This window comes from Aeromonas sp. R3-1 (genome assembly GCF_040908345.1).
Lineage (GTDB): Bacteria > Pseudomonadota > Gammaproteobacteria > Enterobacterales > Aeromonadaceae > Aeromonas > Aeromonas veronii.
Genome location: NZ_JBFODN010000228.1, coordinates 1 through 16,674 on the forward strand (window position 1 = coordinate 1; position 16,674 = coordinate 16,674).

The 16,674-nt window shown below is 62.3% G+C and carries 17 protein-coding genes and 1 pseudogene; 12 read left to right on the plus strand and 6 right to left on the minus strand.

Features of this window, described 5'->3' with window-relative positions:
• From AB5Y85_RS14625 to AB5Y85_RS14675, 11 genes and pseudogenes are all read left to right on the plus strand, one after another.
• A pseudogene (locus tag AB5Y85_RS14625) lies at positions 1 to 248 on the plus strand (hydrogenase 2 small subunit); the annotation flags it as partial.
• A 2-nt stretch (positions 249 to 250) separates the two neighbouring features.
• The gene (gene hybA / locus AB5Y85_RS14630) at positions 251 to 1,297 is read left to right on the plus strand and encodes a hydrogenase 2 operon protein HybA (RefSeq protein WP_236374936.1); all 1,047 of its coding nucleotides are present in this window, start codon (positions 251 to 253) and stop codon (positions 1,295 to 1,297) included.
• Positions 1,290 to 2,477, plus strand: coding sequence for a Ni/Fe-hydrogenase cytochrome b subunit (hybB, locus tag AB5Y85_RS14635; RefSeq protein ID WP_021230238.1), 1,188 nt, complete (start codon positions 1,290 to 1,292; stop codon positions 2,475 to 2,477). The genes hybA and hybB overlap by 8 nt, the downstream gene beginning before the upstream one ends.
• Entirely contained in the window at positions 2,474 to 4,177 is a 1,704-nt protein-coding gene (hybC, locus tag AB5Y85_RS14640) for a hydrogenase 2 large subunit (RefSeq protein WP_257687891.1), read from the plus strand. The genes hybB and hybC overlap by 4 nt, the downstream gene beginning before the upstream one ends.
• Positions 4,177 to 4,707, plus strand: coding sequence for a HyaD/HybD family hydrogenase maturation endopeptidase (locus AB5Y85_RS14645; RefSeq protein ID WP_257687892.1), 531 nt, complete (start codon positions 4,177 to 4,179; stop codon positions 4,705 to 4,707). Before hybC ends, AB5Y85_RS14645 begins: the two co-directional genes overlap by 1 nt.
• On the plus strand, positions 4,689 to 5,228 hold the full coding sequence (gene hybE, locus AB5Y85_RS14650; RefSeq protein WP_257687893.1) for a hydrogenase-2 assembly chaperone: 540 nt from the start codon (positions 4,689 to 4,691) through the stop codon (positions 5,226 to 5,228). Before AB5Y85_RS14645 ends, hybE begins: the two co-directional genes overlap by 19 nt.
• A 131-nt stretch (positions 5,229 to 5,359) precedes the next feature.
• Positions 5,360 to 6,970 (plus strand): ABC transporter substrate-binding protein, encoded by a 1,611-nt coding sequence (locus tag AB5Y85_RS14655; RefSeq protein ID WP_368221656.1) that lies wholly within the window; start codon positions 5,360 to 5,362, stop codon positions 6,968 to 6,970.
• Positions 6,955 to 7,965 (plus strand): ABC transporter permease, encoded by a 1,011-nt coding sequence (locus AB5Y85_RS14660; RefSeq protein ID WP_257687894.1) that lies wholly within the window; start codon positions 6,955 to 6,957, stop codon positions 7,963 to 7,965. Before AB5Y85_RS14655 ends, AB5Y85_RS14660 begins: the two co-directional genes overlap by 16 nt.
• The gene (locus AB5Y85_RS14665; RefSeq protein ID WP_257687895.1) at positions 7,955 to 8,770 is read left to right on the plus strand and encodes an ABC transporter permease; all 816 of its coding nucleotides are present in this window, start codon (positions 7,955 to 7,957) and stop codon (positions 8,768 to 8,770) included. Before AB5Y85_RS14660 ends, AB5Y85_RS14665 begins: the two co-directional genes overlap by 11 nt.
• Complete coding sequence (locus AB5Y85_RS14670; RefSeq protein ID WP_257687896.1) at positions 8,764 to 9,552, plus strand: ATP-binding cassette domain-containing protein; 789 nt, start codon at positions 8,764 to 8,766, stop codon at positions 9,550 to 9,552. Before AB5Y85_RS14665 ends, AB5Y85_RS14670 begins: the two co-directional genes overlap by 7 nt.
• Positions 9,552 to 10,193 carry an ATP-binding cassette domain-containing protein gene (locus tag AB5Y85_RS14675; protein WP_257687897.1) on the plus strand — a complete coding sequence of 214 codons (642 nt, stop codon included), beginning with the start codon at positions 9,552 to 9,554 and terminating at the stop codon, positions 10,191 to 10,193. Before AB5Y85_RS14670 ends, AB5Y85_RS14675 begins: the two co-directional genes overlap by 1 nt.
• Positions 10,194 to 10,505: 312 nt before the next feature.
• Here the strand turns inward: AB5Y85_RS14675 and hypB are convergent, their stop codons facing one another.
• Positions 10,506 to 11,342 (minus strand): hydrogenase nickel incorporation protein HypB, encoded by an 837-nt coding sequence (gene hypB / locus AB5Y85_RS14680; protein ID WP_368221667.1) that lies wholly within the window; start codon positions 11,340 to 11,342, stop codon positions 10,506 to 10,508.
• On the opposite strand from hypB, the gene AB5Y85_RS14685 reads away from it, so the two are divergent.
• Positions 11,223 to 11,549 (plus strand): hypothetical protein, encoded by a 327-nt coding sequence (locus AB5Y85_RS14685; RefSeq protein ID WP_368221661.1) that lies wholly within the window; start codon positions 11,223 to 11,225, stop codon positions 11,547 to 11,549. The genes hypB and AB5Y85_RS14685 overlap by 120 nt on opposite strands.
• On the opposite strand, the gene hypA is transcribed toward AB5Y85_RS14685, so the two are convergent.
• The 5 genes from hypA to hypF all read right to left on the minus strand — a co-directional run.
• The gene (gene hypA, locus AB5Y85_RS14690) at positions 11,527 to 11,868 is read right to left on the minus strand and encodes a hydrogenase maturation nickel metallochaperone HypA (protein ID WP_024944968.1); all 342 of its coding nucleotides are present in this window, start codon (positions 11,866 to 11,868) and stop codon (positions 11,527 to 11,529) included. The genes AB5Y85_RS14685 and hypA overlap by 23 nt on opposite strands.
• Positions 11,869 to 11,937: 69 nt before the next feature.
• Positions 11,938 to 12,942: a hydrogenase expression/formation protein HypE gene (hypE, locus tag AB5Y85_RS14695; RefSeq protein WP_257687900.1), complete on the minus strand. Its 1,005-nt coding sequence runs from the start codon at positions 12,940 to 12,942 to the stop codon at positions 11,938 to 11,940.
• Positions 12,939 to 14,057, minus strand: a complete 1,119-nt coding sequence (hypD, locus tag AB5Y85_RS14700) for a hydrogenase formation protein HypD (RefSeq protein ID WP_257687901.1) — start codon at positions 14,055 to 14,057, stop codon at positions 12,939 to 12,941. Before hypD ends, hypE begins: the two co-directional genes overlap by 4 nt.
• Entirely contained in the window at positions 14,051 to 14,302 is a 252-nt protein-coding gene (locus tag AB5Y85_RS14705; protein WP_064337840.1) for a HypC/HybG/HupF family hydrogenase formation chaperone, read from the minus strand. Before AB5Y85_RS14705 ends, hypD begins: the two co-directional genes overlap by 7 nt.
• 5 nt (positions 14,303 to 14,307) lie before the next feature.
• The coding region (gene hypF, locus AB5Y85_RS14710; protein WP_368221665.1) for a carbamoyltransferase HypF at positions 14,308 to 16,674 on the minus strand (2,367 nt) is incomplete at its 5' end.

The following is a 16,674-nucleotide window of genomic DNA, read 5'->3' on the forward strand; positions in this document are numbered from 1 at the left end:
GCTGCAACGAGCAGGGGGTCGGTTTTAGCAAGGGAATCTTCCAGCTCGCCAAGGTCGAGAACCCGACTCCGCGGGTGGATAAACCCGATGTAAAAATTCAGGAGGGGGGCTATACCTCGCCCACCGCGACCGGCCTTATCGGTGGTGCCCTCGGGGTGCTGGTAGGGGTGAGTCTGATGACGGTGCGTGAACTCGGTCGCCAGCAAAAACGCCACGAAGCCGGGCAGCACCCATCACGGGAGGAGTAACCGTGAACAGACGAAACTTCCTCAAATTTGCCTCCGTCGGTGCACTGGCGGCGGGCACAGCCGTACCCGGCACCGCACTGGCGGCGGCCAAGAACAAGCCGCCCATTCCCGGCGCGCTCGGCATGTTGTATGACTCTACCCTTTGCGTCGGCTGTCAGGCCTGTGTGGCGGAGTGTCAGCGCCTCAACGGCAACCCGACCAACCCAGCCGGGGCGCAAACCTGGTCCAACAACGACAAGCTGACCCCTTACACCAACAACATCATTCAGGTGTGGAAGAGCGGCACTGGCGAGCACAAGGATCAGCTGGTGGATGGCTACGCCTACATCAAGAAGCAGTGCATGCACTGTGTCGATCCCAACTGCGTCTCTGTCTGTCCGGTGCAGGCTCTTAAAAAAGATCCCAAGACCGGCATCGTTCACTACGACCCGAGCGTCTGCACCGGCTGTCGCTACTGCATGGTGGGTTGCCCGTTCGATGTGCCCAAATATGACTATGACAACCCGCTGGGGGCGATCCACAAGTGCGAGCTCTGCAACCAGAAAGGGCTGGAGCGGATCGATCAGGGCAAGTTGCCCGGCTGTGTCGAGGTGTGCCCGACCGGCGCCGTGATCTTCGGCACCCGCGAGGAGCTGATGGCCGAGGCCAAGCGTCGTCTGCTGGCGACTCCGGGCAGCGAATATGCCTATCCGCGCCAGACCCTCTCTGCCAACGACCCTTACCTGCACGAGGTGCCCAACTACCAGCCTTACGTCTATGGCGAGAAAGAGGGGGGCGGCACCCAGGTGCTGGTGCTGGCCGGGGTGCCCTATACCAAGCTCGACATGCCCGACTTGCCGGAGCTCTCCTCCGGTGCCCGCTCCGAGCATATCCAGCACACCCTCTACAAGGGGATGGTGCTGCCCATGGTGGTGCTGACCGGCCTCTCGGTGCTCATTCGCCGCAACACCAAGAATGGTCACGAACACCATCATGACGATGGCCATGATCAGGGGAGTGCGCAGATCAAGGATCAGGGCACCACAAAGGGAGGCAAGGATCATGAGTAACCACAAGGCGTATCCCCTCGGCGGCAAGCTGGTCAGCTGGCCTGTGCTGGTGCTGGCCCCCTTTGCCGTGCTGTGCGGCATGTTGATTTTAAAACGCCTCGTCTTCGGGCTGGGTTCGGTCACTGATCTGAATGGCGGTTATCCCTGGGGACTCTGGATCTCGTTCGATCTGCTGATCGGCACCGGTTTCGCCTGCGGCGGATGGGCACTGGCCTGGGCTGTCTATGTGTTCAACCGGGGCGAGTATCATCCGCTGGTGCGGCCGGCTCTTTTGGCGAGCCTGTTTGGCTACTCGCTGGGCGGCCTCTCCATCACCATCGACGTGGGCCGTTACTGGAACCTGCCGTACTTCTACCTGCCCGGTCACTTCAACACCTCCTCGGTGCTGTTCGAGACGGCGGTCTGCATGACCATCTATATCGGGGTGATGGCGCTGGAGTTCGCTCCCGTGCTGCTGGAGAAGTTCGGCTGGAAGGCGTCCCTCATTCGCCTCAACAAGATCATGTTCTTCGTGCTGGCGCTGGGGGCTCTGCTGCCCACCATGCACCAATCCTCCATGGGCTCGTTGATGATAGTGGCGGGGGAGAAGATCCATCCGCTCTGGCAAAGCTACGAGTTGCTGCCGGTCTTTTCGCTGCTGACCGCCTTCATCATGGGCTTCTCTATCGTGGTATTTGAGGGCTCTCTGGTGCAGGCGGGACTGGCGGGGCGGGGCCCCAATGAGAAGTCGCTCTTCTACAAGCTGACCCAGGTGATCGACATCTTCCTGATACTGTTTGTGGCGCTGCGCTTTGCCGAGATCGTCATCCACGACAAGTCGGAGTATCTCTCCGAGTTCAATCGCTTCTCCATCATGTTCTGGAGCGAGATTGCGCTGATGATCTTCCCGCTGCTGGTGTTCCACTGGGACAAGAGCCGCCGGGATTCGCGCATGTTGTTCCTGGGGGCCCTCAGCATGCTGCTGGGCGCCGCCCTCTGGCGGCTGGATTACTCCCTGCTCGCCTTCAACCCCGGCAATGGCTACCACTACTTCCCCTCTGCGGAGGAGGTGCTGATCTCTCTGGGCTTTGTTGCCATCGAGGTGTGTGCCTATTTGCTGTTGATCCGGCTGCTGCCGGTACTGCCATCACTTGAACGTGTTCACCAAGATTATCAGGCCCGAGGGAAAGCCAACGTATGAGCCAACGTATCACCATAGACCCCATCACCCGCATTGAGGGGCACCTGCGTATCGACTGCGAAATCGAAGGCGGTAAAGTGACCAAAGCCTGGTCGTCCGGCACCATGTGGCGCGGGATGGAGGAGATCGTCAAGGGCAACGACCCGCGCGATGCCTGGATGATAGTGCAGCGCATCTGCGGGGTATGTACCTCCATTCACGCCATCGCCTCGGTGCGAGCGGTGGAGAACGCCATCGGTGCCAAGGTGCCGGTCAACGCCCAGTTTATCCGCAACCTCATCATCGCGGCCCACAACATCCACGATCACATCGTCCACTTCTATCAGCTCTCCGCGCTGGACTGGGTGGACATCACCGCGGCCCTTGAGGCCAATCCGCAAAAAGCGGCGGACATGCTCGAGGGGGTATCAACCTGGTCCCTCAACAGTGCCGATGAACTGACCAAGGTGCAGGACAAGATCCGCGCGCTGGTGGCGAGCGGCCAGCTCGGCATCTTTGCCAACGGTTATTGGGGTCACAAGGAGATGAAGCTGAGCCCGGAGGTAAACCTCATCGCCGTGGCCCACTACCTGCAGGCGCTGGAGTGCCAGCGCGATGCCAACCGCATTGTCGCCATCCTCGGTGGCAAGAGCCCGCACATCCAGAATCTGGCGGTGGGCGGCGTGGCCAACCCCATCAATCTGGATGCACCAAGCGTGCTCAACCTCGAGCGGCTGCTCTATGTGAAGAGCTTTATCGACCGGCTCGGCGAGTTTATCGAGCAGGTCTACAAGGTGGATGCTGCCATCATCGCCGCGCACTACCCCGAGTGGTTGCATCTGGGGCAGGGGGCCAAGCACTACCTGAGCGTGCCGGAGCTCCCCACCGACGGTGACGGAGGCAGCTTCCTGATGCCGGGCGGCTATATCGAGAATGGCAATCTGGCGGGATATCGCCCCATCGAGAGCCATCAGGATGGCTGGCTGATGGACGGCATCGCCGAGAGCAACAAGCACGCCTGGTACAAGGATGACGAGCCTCTCAAGCCGTGGGAGGGCAAGACCGAGCCGAACTACACCGGCTGGCAGGATGACGGCAAATACTCCTGGGTCAAATCCCCCACCTTCTACGGCAAGGTGGTGGAGGTGGGGCCGCTCGCAGACCTCTTGGTCAAGCTGGCCGCCAAACACCCGGAGACGGTAGCGCACTTCGATCAGCTGAACGGCATCTACAAGGCGCTCACCGGCTCGGCCATCAAGACTGAGCAGCTGCACTCCACCATGGGCCGCATCATCGGCCGTGCGGTGCGCTGCTGCGTGCTCAAAGATACCTTGGCGCACCAGTGGAAGGCGCTGGTGGACAACATCGGCAAGGGGGATACCACCGCCTATATCAAGGCGGAGATCCCGGCGGACAAGGAGTTTCGCGGAGTGGGCTTTGAAGAGGCGCCGCGCGGCATGCTCTCCCACTGGATCGTCATCAAGGGCGGCAAGATCGAGAACTATCAGGCGGTGGTGCCATCGACCTGGAACTCGGGCCCGCGCAACTTCAACGATGAACCCGGCCCCTACGAGCAATCGCTGGTGGGTACCCCGGTAGCCGATCCGGCCAAGCCGCTGGAAGTGGTGCGCACCATCCACTCGTTCGATCCCTGCATGTCCTGCGCGGTGCATGTGGTGGATACCCAGAGTGGCGAAACAACTCAGGTGAAGGTGTTGTGATGAACATCCTGATCTTGGGCGTCGGCAACCTGCTGTTGAGCGATGAGGCGGTGGGGGTTCGCATCGTCGAGGCGCTGGGGCGCAACTACTGGTTCGCCCCCGGCATCGAGCTGCTCGACGGCGGTACCGCCGGCATGGAGCTGCTCGAAGCGATGGCCAGTCGCGATCACATCATTCTGGTGGATGCGGTGCGCAGCGGTAATCCGCCGGGCACCGTAGTGACTCTGAAAGATGAGGAGATCCCGACCCTGTTTGGCCGCAAGATCTCCCCCCATCAGCTGGGGCTGGCGGATGTGCTCTCGGCGCTGCATATGACGGGGGAGTCGCCAAAGCGGCTCACCCTGATCGGGGTCGAGCCCGAATCCCTCGAACCGCGCATTGGCCTCACCCCTGTGGTGGCGGCGGCCATGGGGGAGGCGACGGATCGGATCTTGACCCTGCTGGCCAGTGTCGGAGCCCCCGCCATCCCGCTCTCTGAGCAGGAGAAAGCTGAACAAGCGCGGGAGGGCCTATGGCGCAGTCCCATTTAAGCGAGGTTGATAGAGTGCTGGAGAGAGTACCGGAGACGGCACAGGAGTTTGCCGGTTTTGCCACCAATCCAGCACCCTTGCTGGTAGCCCAGTACGAGCGGATCGCTCGCGAAGAGATGCAGGCGTTGCCCTTCTATCACGTCACCATGCCAATCGTTGCGGAGTGCGTGTTGTTTGAAGAGCAGTGGCTTGGCTGCGTGCTCACCCCCTGGATGTTGAGCGTGGTGGTGCTGCCGGGGCCGGATCAGCTTTGGCCGGTGCGCAGCAGCAGCGATCGACTCGCCCTGCAGCTCCCCTGCGGCAACATGACCTTTATGGTGGGTGAATTGCCCGAAAGTGGTCAGTTGCTGGCCTGCTCCCTGATGTCGCCGCTCGAACCCCATCTCGGTGCTAATCAGGGTAGAACGCTGGTGAGCAGCACCCTCAAGATGCTGCTCTCCTTGCCGGTGCAGCAAGGGGCTAGCGGTGTGGATCTGGGTCGCAGACGGCTATTCGGTGCCCGGCGCGGTCAACCGGCATAGTCGCTAGGTTTCACGCGAAATCAAGTTTAGAATAGGGGGCCATTTTGGCCCCTCACTCCCATGTTCAGACACGCATTCCGCCTCTTTTTTGAGTGATGATCCGTGAGTGGTACAAAACAAGAAGGATCCCCATGACTGTTCCGCGCAATTCCCTTCGCCATTACGCTAGATCCAGCGCTACTGCCCTGTTGACCCTGCTGCTGGGCACTGCCTCTCACGCGGCGCTGGCCGCTGTCCAACCTGTGCCTGCCGAGCTTAAGCTCGCCATCGGCGCCGAACCCACCGAAGGGTTTGACCCTTTGCTTGGCTGGAGCCACGGCAGCTACCTGCTGTTGCATAGCCCGCTGCTCAAGCAGAACGCCGATCTCAGCTGGCAGAATGTGCTCACCCAAGCGGTGACCCCGAGCAAGGATGGCAAGGAGTGGCTCATTACCCTCAAGCCTGACCTGAAATTCTCCAACGGCGCGCCGCTCACCGCCGAAGATGTGGCCTTTACCTACAACAGCGCAGCCAAGGGCGGCGGCAAGATCGACATGGGCAACTTTGTCTCGGCCAAGGTGCTCTCGCCCACCGAGGTGGCCATCACTCTTAGCGCCCCTCAGAGCACCTTCGTCAACGTGCTGGGATCCTTGGGGATAGTGTCGAAGCGGGATTACGACGCAAAAGCCTATGCTCAAAAACCGGTCGGTGCCGGCCCTTACCGGTTGGTGAGCTTCCTGCCCGGGCAACAGCTGGTGGTGGAGGCGAACCCCTATTACGCCGGCGGCAACAATGATTTCAAACGGCTGGTGTTTGTCTTTATCGATGAAGAGAGCGCCTATGCCGCGGCCCAGAGTAGCCAGCTCGATGTGGTGCGCATCGCCCCGTCACTGGTGCCAACCGTGCCTGCTTCCCTCAAGCTGTGGGTGCGGCCGAGTGTCGAGAACCGCGGCATCGTCTTCCCCATTCCGCTAGCGGGTGGCAAGGATGCCAAGGGTTATCCCATCGGCAACGACGTGACCTCGGATGTAGCGGTGCGCCGCGCCATCAACTACGCCATCGACCGCAAGCTGCTGGCCGATCAGCTGCTGGAAGGACATGCCATCCCCGCTTACAGCGCGGTAGAAGGCCTGCCTTGGCTAAACAAAGCCACCGCCTTCAAGGATGGCGATGTCGCCCATGCCAACGCCCTGCTAGACGAGGCGGGCTGGAAGATGGGCAGTGACGGCATTCGCCACAAGGGCGACCTGCGCGCCGCCTTTACCCTCTGGTACACCAGTGGTGACAGCACCCGCCGGGATCTGGCGGAAGCGGTGCGCGCCATGCTCAAACCCATCGGCCTCGAGGTGAGCCTCAAGTCCGGCAGCTGGGAGCAGGTGGAGCGGGAGATGCACGCCAATCCGGTGCTGATGGGGTGGGGGAGTCTGGATCCCATGGAGCTCTATCACCACTACCAGAGCGGCTCCGGTGGCGTGGAGTTCTACAATCCGGGCTACTACAGCAACCCTGTGGTGGATAGCCACCTCAAGCAGGCGCTTGATGCCCCGAACTGGCAGGCGGCCGTGCCGTTCTGGCAGCAGGTGGAGTGGGATGGCAAAACCGGCGCCGGAGTGCAGGGAGATGCCGCTTGGGCCTGGCTGCTCAATGTGCAGCACACCTATCTCGCCAACCGTTGCATCGATCTTGGCAAGGGGGCGCCGGAAATCCACGGTAGCTGGTCACTCCTCAACAACCTGCAGGATTGGCGGTGGACGTGCCGTTAAGTTCGCCCTTGAGTCATTCAGGTTATCTGTTGCTAAAAGCCCTGCTGCGTCTGGCAGGGCTGTTATGTCTGGTCTCTGTCGCCACCTTTGTGCTGCTGAGTTACTCCCCCATCGACCCCATCAAGGCCTATATCGGCAACGATCTGCTCCATGTGCCGCCGGAGCAGTACGCCCGAATTGCCGCCCGCTGGGGGCTGGATCAGCCGCTCTGGCTGCGCTACTGGCACTGGTTTAGCCAGGTGCTGCAGGGGGATCTCGGTTACTCCATGCTCTATAACGCACCTGTGGGTGAGGTAATAGGCCAGCGCTTTGCTGCCTCCTTCCTGTTGCTGGCGGGTGCCTGGCTGCTCTCCGGCTTTTTCGGGATTTTGCTGGGCCTCTGCGCCGGTCGCTATCTCAACCGCTGGCCTGATCGTCTTATTTGCCGCTTTGCCTACCTGCTTGCCTCCCTGCCCACCTTCTGGGTCGGCCTGTTGCTGCTCGCCCTGTTTGCGGTGCACTGGCCGCTACTGCCGGTCTGCTGCGCCTGGACGCCGGGGCTCGCTGCCGATGAGGCGGATTGGGCCATGCGGTTGCGTCATCTGCTGCTGCCGGTCACCACGCTCGCCCTGCTCGGGCTGGGCAATATTGCCCTGCATACCCGGGCGCGGGTGGCCGAGGTGCTGGAGAGCGACTTTATCCGCTACGCCCGCGCTCAGGGGGATGGCGGCTGGCCCATGCTGCGTTTTCATGTGCTGCGCCACGCCCTGACCCCGGCGCTCTGCCTGCAGTTTGCCTCCCTTGGCGAGCTGATTGGCGGCTCGCTGTTGGCGGAGAAGGTCTTCTCCTATCCGGGGCTCGGCCAGGCCACCGTGGATGCAGGGCTGCGGGGCGATATTCCCTTGCTGATGGGCATAGTGCTCTTCTGTACCCTGCTGGTCTTTATTGGCAATACGGTGGCCAGTTTGCTGCTGGCGCGCATCAATCGGGGTTGGGAGGGTGAGCATGCTGTTTAATCCGCTTCCCTCCATACTGCGGCTGGTTTTTGCCCTGCTCGGATTGGCGCTGCTGGCCACTTACGGCTGGAGCCTCTCTCATCAGGATGTGCCGATGGATCTGCTGGCGCGCCAGAAGCCCCCCTCGCTGGCCCACTGGTTTGGCACCGATCAGATGGGGCGGGATCTCTGGTTGCGCGCCTTTCAGGGTACCCTCACCAGTCTGGAGCTTGGCATCAGCACGGCTCTCTGCAGTGGCCTGCTGGCCATGGTGGCGGCAAGCGTGTCGCTCATTCACCCCAGATGTGATGTGGCGGTGCGGCTGCTCATCGACGCCATGCTGGCGCTGCCCCATATGCTGCTGCTGATCCTGATCTGCTTTACCGTAGGGGGGGGCATGCGCGGGGTGATCCTGGCGGTAGCGCTCACCCACTGGCCCAAGCTGGCGCTCATTCTCTGCGCAGAAGCACGGCGGATCGCCTGCAGCGACTATGTGGTGCTGGCCCGTTGTCATGGGATGGGGGCGCTGCGTCGCTGGCGCACCCACCTGCTACCGGGCCTGTTGCCCCAGTGGTTTATCGGCACCCTGCTGATGTTTCCCCATGCGGTGCTGCACAGCGCGGCCTTGAGCTTTCTCGGCTTTGGGCTGGCGGCCCACGAGGCCTCGCTGGGTTTGCTGCTGGCCGATGCCCTGCGTTATCTGGCCGGTGGCGGTTGGTGGCTGGCCCTCTTCCCGGGGCTGATGTTGCTGCTGCTGGTGTTGCTGTTTGATCAGGCTACCCGCGCTCTGCAACAGCTGCTGTGGCACAGGAGTGAACCATGCTGAGTTTTGATCAGGTGACCATAGAGGCAGCCCACTACTCCTGGCTGGGGCGGCGCAGCTGGCAGCCTTTGCTGACCGATATCAGCCTGCAACTGGCACCGGGGGAGATAGTGGCGCTGGTGGGGGGGAGCGGCGAGGGCAAGAGCCTGCTGCTGCAAAGCGCCCTGACATTGCTGCCGGACAACCTGAGGATGCGCGGCAGCATCTCCCTCGATGGCACACCGCTGTGCGACGCCAGCAGGGCCCGTCTGCGCGGCCACACCCTCTGCTATGTGCCGCAGGGGGTGAGCGCCCTCAATCCGCTGCTGACGGTGGAGCGTCAGCTGGGACGTGCGGCACGTCTGTGCGGCCAGAATGGTTCTCGCGAGCGGCTCGGCGAGCAGTTGCTGCGCTATCAGCTGCCCGCGACCACCCTGGACAGATTCCCGCGCCAGCTCTCCGGCGGCATGGCCAAGCGCATTCTGGCCTGCACCGCGGCCCTCGGCGGCGCTCGCTACATTCTGGCAGACGAGATCACCGCCTGGCTCGACGAGGGGCTGGCTTGTCTGCTGCTTGGCCAGTTGCGTGAATTGGCCAATCAGGGCAGCGGTATCCTCTGGGTCACCCACGATCTGGCGCTGGCGGCCCGCTTTGCCGATCGCATAGTCGCTCTCCATAAGGGCCAAGTGAGCGATACCTTGAGCAGCCACCATCTGCGGCAAGGGCAGGGGAGCGAGATGCTCCGTGCCCACTGGCAGGCGCTGCCGGAGTTCAATGCGCTCTTCTCTGTGCCGGAGGTTTCCTGATGTTTGAAGTACGAAATCTCACTATCGCCCAGGGGGAACGTCCCCTCTGGCAGGGGTTATCACTGACGGTGAAAGCGGGGGAGCGGCTCGGTATCTCCGCCCCCAGCGGCCATGGCAAAACCACGCTGGGACGGGTATTGGCCGGTTGGCAACCGGTTCGGGGAAGCGGGGAAATAGTGCTGGATGGGCAGCCGGTGCCTGAACGGGTAAAAGGCTATAACCCCATCCAGCTGGTGCCCCAGCACCCGGAACTCACTTTCAATCCCTATCGCACCACCGGGCAGGCGCTCTGGGATGTATGGCGCCCCGATGAGGCCATGCTGGCCCGCTTTATGATCAAGCCTGAATGGCTCGGTCGTAAACCCGGTCAACTCTCCGGTGGCGAGCTGGCCCGCATCGCGCTGCTGCGCGCCCTCGATCCCCGCACCCGGTTGCTGATTGCCGACGAGGTGACTGCCCAGCTGGATCCGCAGATTCAGCGCCAGCTCTGGCGGGAGTTGATGATTGAGTGCGAACAGCGCGGGCTTGGCATGGTGATATTCAGTCACCAGCAGGCACTGCTGCGCCAGATCTGCCATCGGGTGCTGCGCTTTGGGGAGATGCAGCCCGTGACTGGTGTATTGGCTGAAAATGCGGCCTGAGGGTTAGTTCCCCCTCATCCCCAGCCCTTCTCCCGCAAGGGGAGAAGGGAGCAGACGGTGACTCTCCCCAAGCTTGGGGGCACAAGCTTGTTGTTATGCTCGCAGTGCGCGTACTTCGAACTTATTGCCAGCATCCACAAACCGGTTCCCTCTCCCTGGGGAGAGGGCCAGGGTGAGGGGGCGCGAGTATGAAACGTTGGCCATTCTGTATACAGAGAGAATCGTTGGCAAAGCGCGCAGATAAAAGAGAGGGAGGCATCAGCCTCCCTTTTTTGTTATCCACCGTTATCAGCGGTTTTGATCTATCCGCACTCAGGCAGTCGCCAGCCAGTTCAGCCAGGCATCCATCCCTTCACCCGTGGTGGCGCTGACCTGGATCACCTGAATATAGGGGTTGACCCGTTTGGCGTTCTCGATGCAGCGGGCCACGTCAAAGCTGACGTAGGGCAGCAGATCGATCTTGTTGATCACCATCAGCTGGGCGGCGGCAAACATGTCCGGGTATTTCAGCGGCTTCTCTTCCCCCTCGGTGACGGAGAGGATCGCCACCTTGTACTTCTCGCCGAGATCGAAGCTGGCGGGGCAGACCAGATTGCCGACGTTCTCGATAAAGAGGATGCCCCCTTCATTGGCGGGCAGCTGGTGGCAGGCGTCGTGAACCATCTTGGCATCCAGATGGCAGCCCTTGCCGGTGTTGATCTGCACGGCAGGGACGCCGGTGGCACGGATACGATCCGCGTCGGCACTGGTCTGCTGATCACCCTCGATCACCGCACAAGGGCGCTTGTCGGCCAGCTGGCGCAGGGTTTCGCACAGCAAAGTGGTCTTGCCTGAACCCGGGCTCGACACCAGATTGAGTACCAGCTGGGCCGCCTCGTCGAAGTGTTCGCGGTTGTGGGCCGCCAGCGCATTGTTCTTGGCCAGCACATCCATCTCGATGGCGATCAGCTGGCGCTGCCCCATGCCGGGCACCGACAATCCCGCTTCCCCTTTGCCGTAGTGCAGATCACCCTGCTGATGGTCATGGTCATGGTCATGGTCATGGTCATGGTCATGGTCATGGTCATGCGTGTGGGAATGGCCGTGGTCATGAGAGTGGGTATGATCATGATGATGGTCGTGGGGATGATCATGCCTCTCATGGCTTATGGGTGCCCGCACCCCGTGGTAGTGGTGATGGACATCCCCCTGATGGTGATAGTGGTGGTGAATGATCAGGGTGCGCGGTGCACTCTGCTCATGATCATGGTGATGTTCATGTTCGTGATGATGCTCATGATCGTGCTCATGGCCGGCGATCCGCGCCTGGCCGCATCCGCATACGCTACACATATCAACTTACCTCAATGTCGGTGATGCGCAGGCTATCACCCTGCGCGACTCGTAATTTGTATCCGCCACACTCGGGGCAGGCTTGCCCGCGCTCGGTGAGGGTGACCGTCTGGTTGCAGTCATAACACCAGGCCTCGGCCGCCTGGTGTTGAAAGTGAAGCTGGGCCCCTTCGACGGCGGTGCCCTTGGCTGCGGCCTCGAAACAGAAGGCAATGGTGTCCGGGTCGACGCAGGAGAAGCTGCCGACCTCGAGCCAGAGGGCGGTCACCTTGGTAAAACCCCGCTGGGTGGCCTGTTCGGCCGCCAGATCGATGGCGGCCATGGCCAGAGACATTTCGTGCATGGTGGCTCCTTAACCGATATGGGGAGGAGCAGTGACTCCTCCCTGAAATTGACGGAACGGCATGGCTGCTCAACAGATCCGCGGCAGCAGTTCCCCTTGCGGCAGCTCCAGATAACGGCGGCTGCCCCAGGGGTTGTTGAGGATCACCTTGTGACGATCGCTCGCCTGTACCACGCCGATCTGGCTTGCGGCGGGGTTGAATTGTCGCAAGATGCTCAGCGCGTCCTGCGCCTGTTCGGCAGGCAGGGCCAGCACCATGGTCCCCTCGTTGGCGAGATCATGGGGCTCGAAACCGTAGAGCTCGCACAGGCCGCGCACCGGATCGCACACCGGAATAGCGGACTCCTCCAGCTCGATGGCCACCTGGGAGGCACTGCTCCACTCGTTGAGCACGGCGGCAAGGCCACCGCGGGTGGCGTCGCGCAGGGCGTGAGGGGTAATCCCCGCTTTTAGCAGCGCTTCGACCTGCGGCCAGAGGGTGGTGCAGTCGCTCTTGAGATCAGATCCCAGTTGCAGGGCGTCACGGGCCATCAGGATGCAGGCGCCGTGGCTGCCGATATCCCGCGACACCAGAATGGCATCACCGGCCTTGAGGTTGCGTACCGAGATGCCCCGGCTCTGCTCAGGCAGCGGGAAGGTGCCGACCCCGCTGGTGTTGATAAAGATCTTGTCGGCGGCTCCCTTGGGCACCACCTTGGTGTCGCCGCAGACAATGCGGGCACCGCTGTTGGCAAGCTCCGCGGCCATCGACTCGACGATGCGGGCCAGATCGGCGTAGGGGAACCCCTCCTCGATGATAAAGCTGCAGCTCAGATACTCGGGCTTGGCCCCCATCATGGCGAGATCATTGACCGTGCCGGCGATAGCCAGTTTGCCGATATCACCCCCCTCGAAAAAGAGCGGAGAGACGGTAAAGCTGTCGGTGGTGAAAGCAACGGGGCCCTCTACCGGCAACAGAGCGGCATCTTCACCGCGCAACAGGATCTCGTTACCAAAGTGGCGAAAGAAGAGCTGGTTGATCAGCTGGTTCATCTCCACGCCGCCGCCGCCGTGGCTAAGTTGGATTTCTCTCATTGTTCCTGGATCCCCATATATCGGTAGTAGGCATTGCAGGCCCCCTCGGAGCTGACCATGCAGCTGCCCATGGGCTGGGTCGGGGTGCAGCCCCGGCCAAAGACGTTGCACTGGTTCGGTTTGGCCAGGCCGCGCAGGATATCGGCGCACTGGCACGCCTTGTGGTCATCGATGGGGGTCTGATTGAGCGCGAAGTGACGCTCCGCATCGCGCTTGGCAAAGGCATCGCGCAGGCGCAGGGCCGAGGCGTTGATATCGCCAAGACCTCGCCAGCGAAAGTGCTCGCGGGTCTCGAAAAAGCGCTCGACCAGCCGCTGGGCGGCTTTATTGCCGCTGGCGGTGACGGCGCGGCTGTATTGCACCTCCAGCGCGTAGCGACCCTCCACCTTCTGGCGCACCATCATCAAGAGCGCCTCCATCACATCCACCGGCTCGAAACCGCTCACCACCACTGGCACCTGATAGCGATCGACGATGGGCAGGTAGATATCGGCGCCGGTAATGACACTGACGTGGGAGGGGCCGATAAAGGCGTTCACCTTGGCCACCCCGTCGGCCATCACGGCGTGAATGGCGGGGGGCACCAGCACATGGTTGATATGAAACAGGAGGTTCTCAATCCCTTGCTCTTCCGCGGCAGCCAAGAGCGCCGCAGTCATCGGGGTAGAGGTCTCGAAACCGATGGCGAAGAAGACCACGGTTTTTTCCGGGTTCTCTTTGGCGATACGCAGGGCATCGAGGGGGTCATAGACGGGGCGAATATCGCTCCCCTTGGCCCGCTGCTGGGCCAGCGTGCCTTTGGAGCCCGGCACCCGGATCATGTCACCCAGAGTGACCAGAATGACGCTCGGTTGACTCGCCAGCTCGATGGCCTGATCGATACGCTCTTTGGGCATGATGCAGACCGGGCAGCCGGGGCCGTGGACAAACTCGATGCTGGCCGGCAGCAGCTGGTGCAGGCCGTACTTCATGATGGTGTGGGTATGGCCGCCGCACACCTCCATCACCCGCAGCGGTTCGGGGAGTAATTTGGCCAGTTCGGTGATCTGGGTTGCGAGGGCACGGATCACCTCGGGCTGGCGAAAGCCCTGAAACAGATCATTCAAGGTCAGCATGGCAAGATATCCTGATCGGGCATCAGGGCCACCATCTGGCGGAAGCTCTCGAGGCTGGCCTGCGCCTCCTCTTCGTCAATCTTGCTCATCACAAAGCCGATATGGAGCAGCACATAGTCGCCCACCTGGAGGGGCTCTTCGAGCAGCATGCAGCTGACGCGCCGCTGCACTCCCAGGGTGTCGACGGTGACGCAGTTATCTTCGGGGTGCAGCTGCACCACCTGAGAGGGGATGGATAGACACATGAATTTCAGGACTCCGACAAGGTGGCACAACCGGTGGTGACAGGCTGATGCGTGGCAAGATGGTGGATGGCAAACCAGAGCTGACCGGCGGCGATGCCACCGTCATTGAGCGGCAGGGTTTCGCTGGTCAATACCTGCCGACCGGCCGCTTCGAGAGCGGGAACAAGCTGGTCCATCAGCACCCGGTTTTGAAAGACGCCGCCCCCGAGCGCCACCGGATAGCCGGGGAAGCGCTCGGCAAGGGCAACCACCAGATTGCTGATGGCACGGATAAAACCGGCGGCCAGGCTGGCGGTGGCGGCGCCTTTGCGCCGCTCGCTGACAAGGGTATTGATGAGCTCGGCCCACTCGATCAGCAGCGGCCCCTCTGCTGATTGGCTGAGATCAAAGGCGAGGGGTAAGGGCTGTTCATCGGGGGCAAGCTGCAAGGCGGCTGCCTCCAGCAGGAGCCCGGCTTCGCCCTCGTAATCGGGGGTGTCGATGACTCCCAAGAGCGCCGCCACCACATCGAACAGCCGACCGATGGAGCTGGTGTAAGGGGCGTTGCGACCCAGCTGCCAGAGCTGGTGCAGGTTGCTGATCCGCTTAAGGGGCAGTTGCTTGATCAACGGAATATCGAGGGCGCTGATCTGCTCCGCGCTATAGGATTCGAACAGCAGCCCCAGCAGCTGGCGCACCGGCTCGCGAATGGCCGCTTCGCCGCCGATCAGCTTGAAGGGAGCAAGGTGGGCAACCCGATCGAAGCCCTGAACGTCTGCGATCAGCAGCTCGCCGCCCCAGAGGGTGCCGTCATCGCCAAGGCCGGTGCCATCGAAGGCAACCCCCAGCACCGGGCCCGTGATGTCGTGCTCGGCCATCACCCCCAGCAGGTGGGCGTGATGGTGTTGCACCTCGAGGTGGGTGGCACCCTGACCCTGGCAATAGCCCTTGGCCCACTGATGGCTGAGGTAGCCCGGGTGGCGATCCGAGACCAGCAGTTCTGGCTTGAGATCGTAGAGTTCGCGAAAGGTGGTCAGGGTCTGCTCGAAGTGCTCCTGCATCGGCAGGTTGTGCAGATCGCCGATATAGGGGCTGTAGATGCGCTGGCGACCGAAGGCGAGCGCCAGCTGGTTCTTCTGCTGCGCCCCGACCGCCAAGAGCGGCACCTTGACCGCCTCTTGCAGGCTGGGGGTGCAGGGGGCATAGCCGCGGGCCAGCCGCAACGTCTGGCGTCGTCCGCCTGCCCACTGCACCAGACTGTCGTCGCACGGATGCAGGATGGGGCGGTTGTGATCCAGGATGCCGTCAATCTCGCTGCCGAGTTCCCTGACTACCTCTTCGCACTCGATGAGGATCGGGCTGCCGCGACCATTGGCGCTGGTGGCCACCAGCGGCATGGCGCAGGCGTCCAGCAGCAGTTGGTGGAGCGGGGTATAGGGGAGCATGACCCCAAGGTAGGGGATGCCGGGGGCGATCCCCTCGGCCAGCGGCGCGGCTGTCAGTTGGGATTCTGAGAGCCGATCATCGTTTTTGCGCTTGCGCAGCAAGGTGATGGGTCTGGCCTGAGAGGTGAGCAGCTTCCACTCTGCCTCGCTGCCGGTGACATGCAATTTGGCCTCGGCAAGGGAGCCCATCATCACCGCCAGTGGCTTGCGTGCGCGCCGCTTGAGCATTCGTAATCTGGCCACACTCTGTTCATTGCGGGCATCACACATCAGGTGATAACCCCCCATCCCCTTGACTGCGATCAGCGCCCCGGTTTTCAGGGCGCGGGCGGCGGCGTGCAGGGCATCCTCGCGTTCTGCCAGGGCAGCGCCGCGGCCCGAGCGCCAACTGAGATGGGGCCCGCATTCGGGGCAGCTCACCGGCTGGGCGTGGTAGCGTCTGTCCAGCGGGTTTTCATAGGCCGCCGCACAGCGCGGACACATGGCAAAGCCTGCCATGGCGGTATGGGGTCTGTCGTAGGGGAGGCGACGGATGATGGTGTAGCGCGGGCCGCAGTGGGTGCAGTTGGTAAAGGGGTAGTGGTGGTGGCGATCCGAAGGGTTGGCCACGTCCCGGGCGCACGCCTCGCACATCCCCTGATCCGGCGAGATGGCGACCGTGGCCGCGCTCTGCTGCTGGCTGGCTTTAATTCGAAACTGGCCATGAAATTGGCCATCGAAGTCGGGATCATGAGCGAGGGGCAGTTCCCGCTCGCTGAAATGATCGATGCGGCTCAGTGGCGGCGCCAGTTCCCGCAGTTGGCGGGCAAAGCTGGCGAGCTGCTCGGGCGATCCTTCGGCGCCAATAGTGACGCCGTTGGCATCGTTCAACACATAACCGGCAAGGCCGTGGCGCAACGCCAGCCCATAGACGAAGGGGCGAAAGCCGACCCCCTGTACGATGCCGTC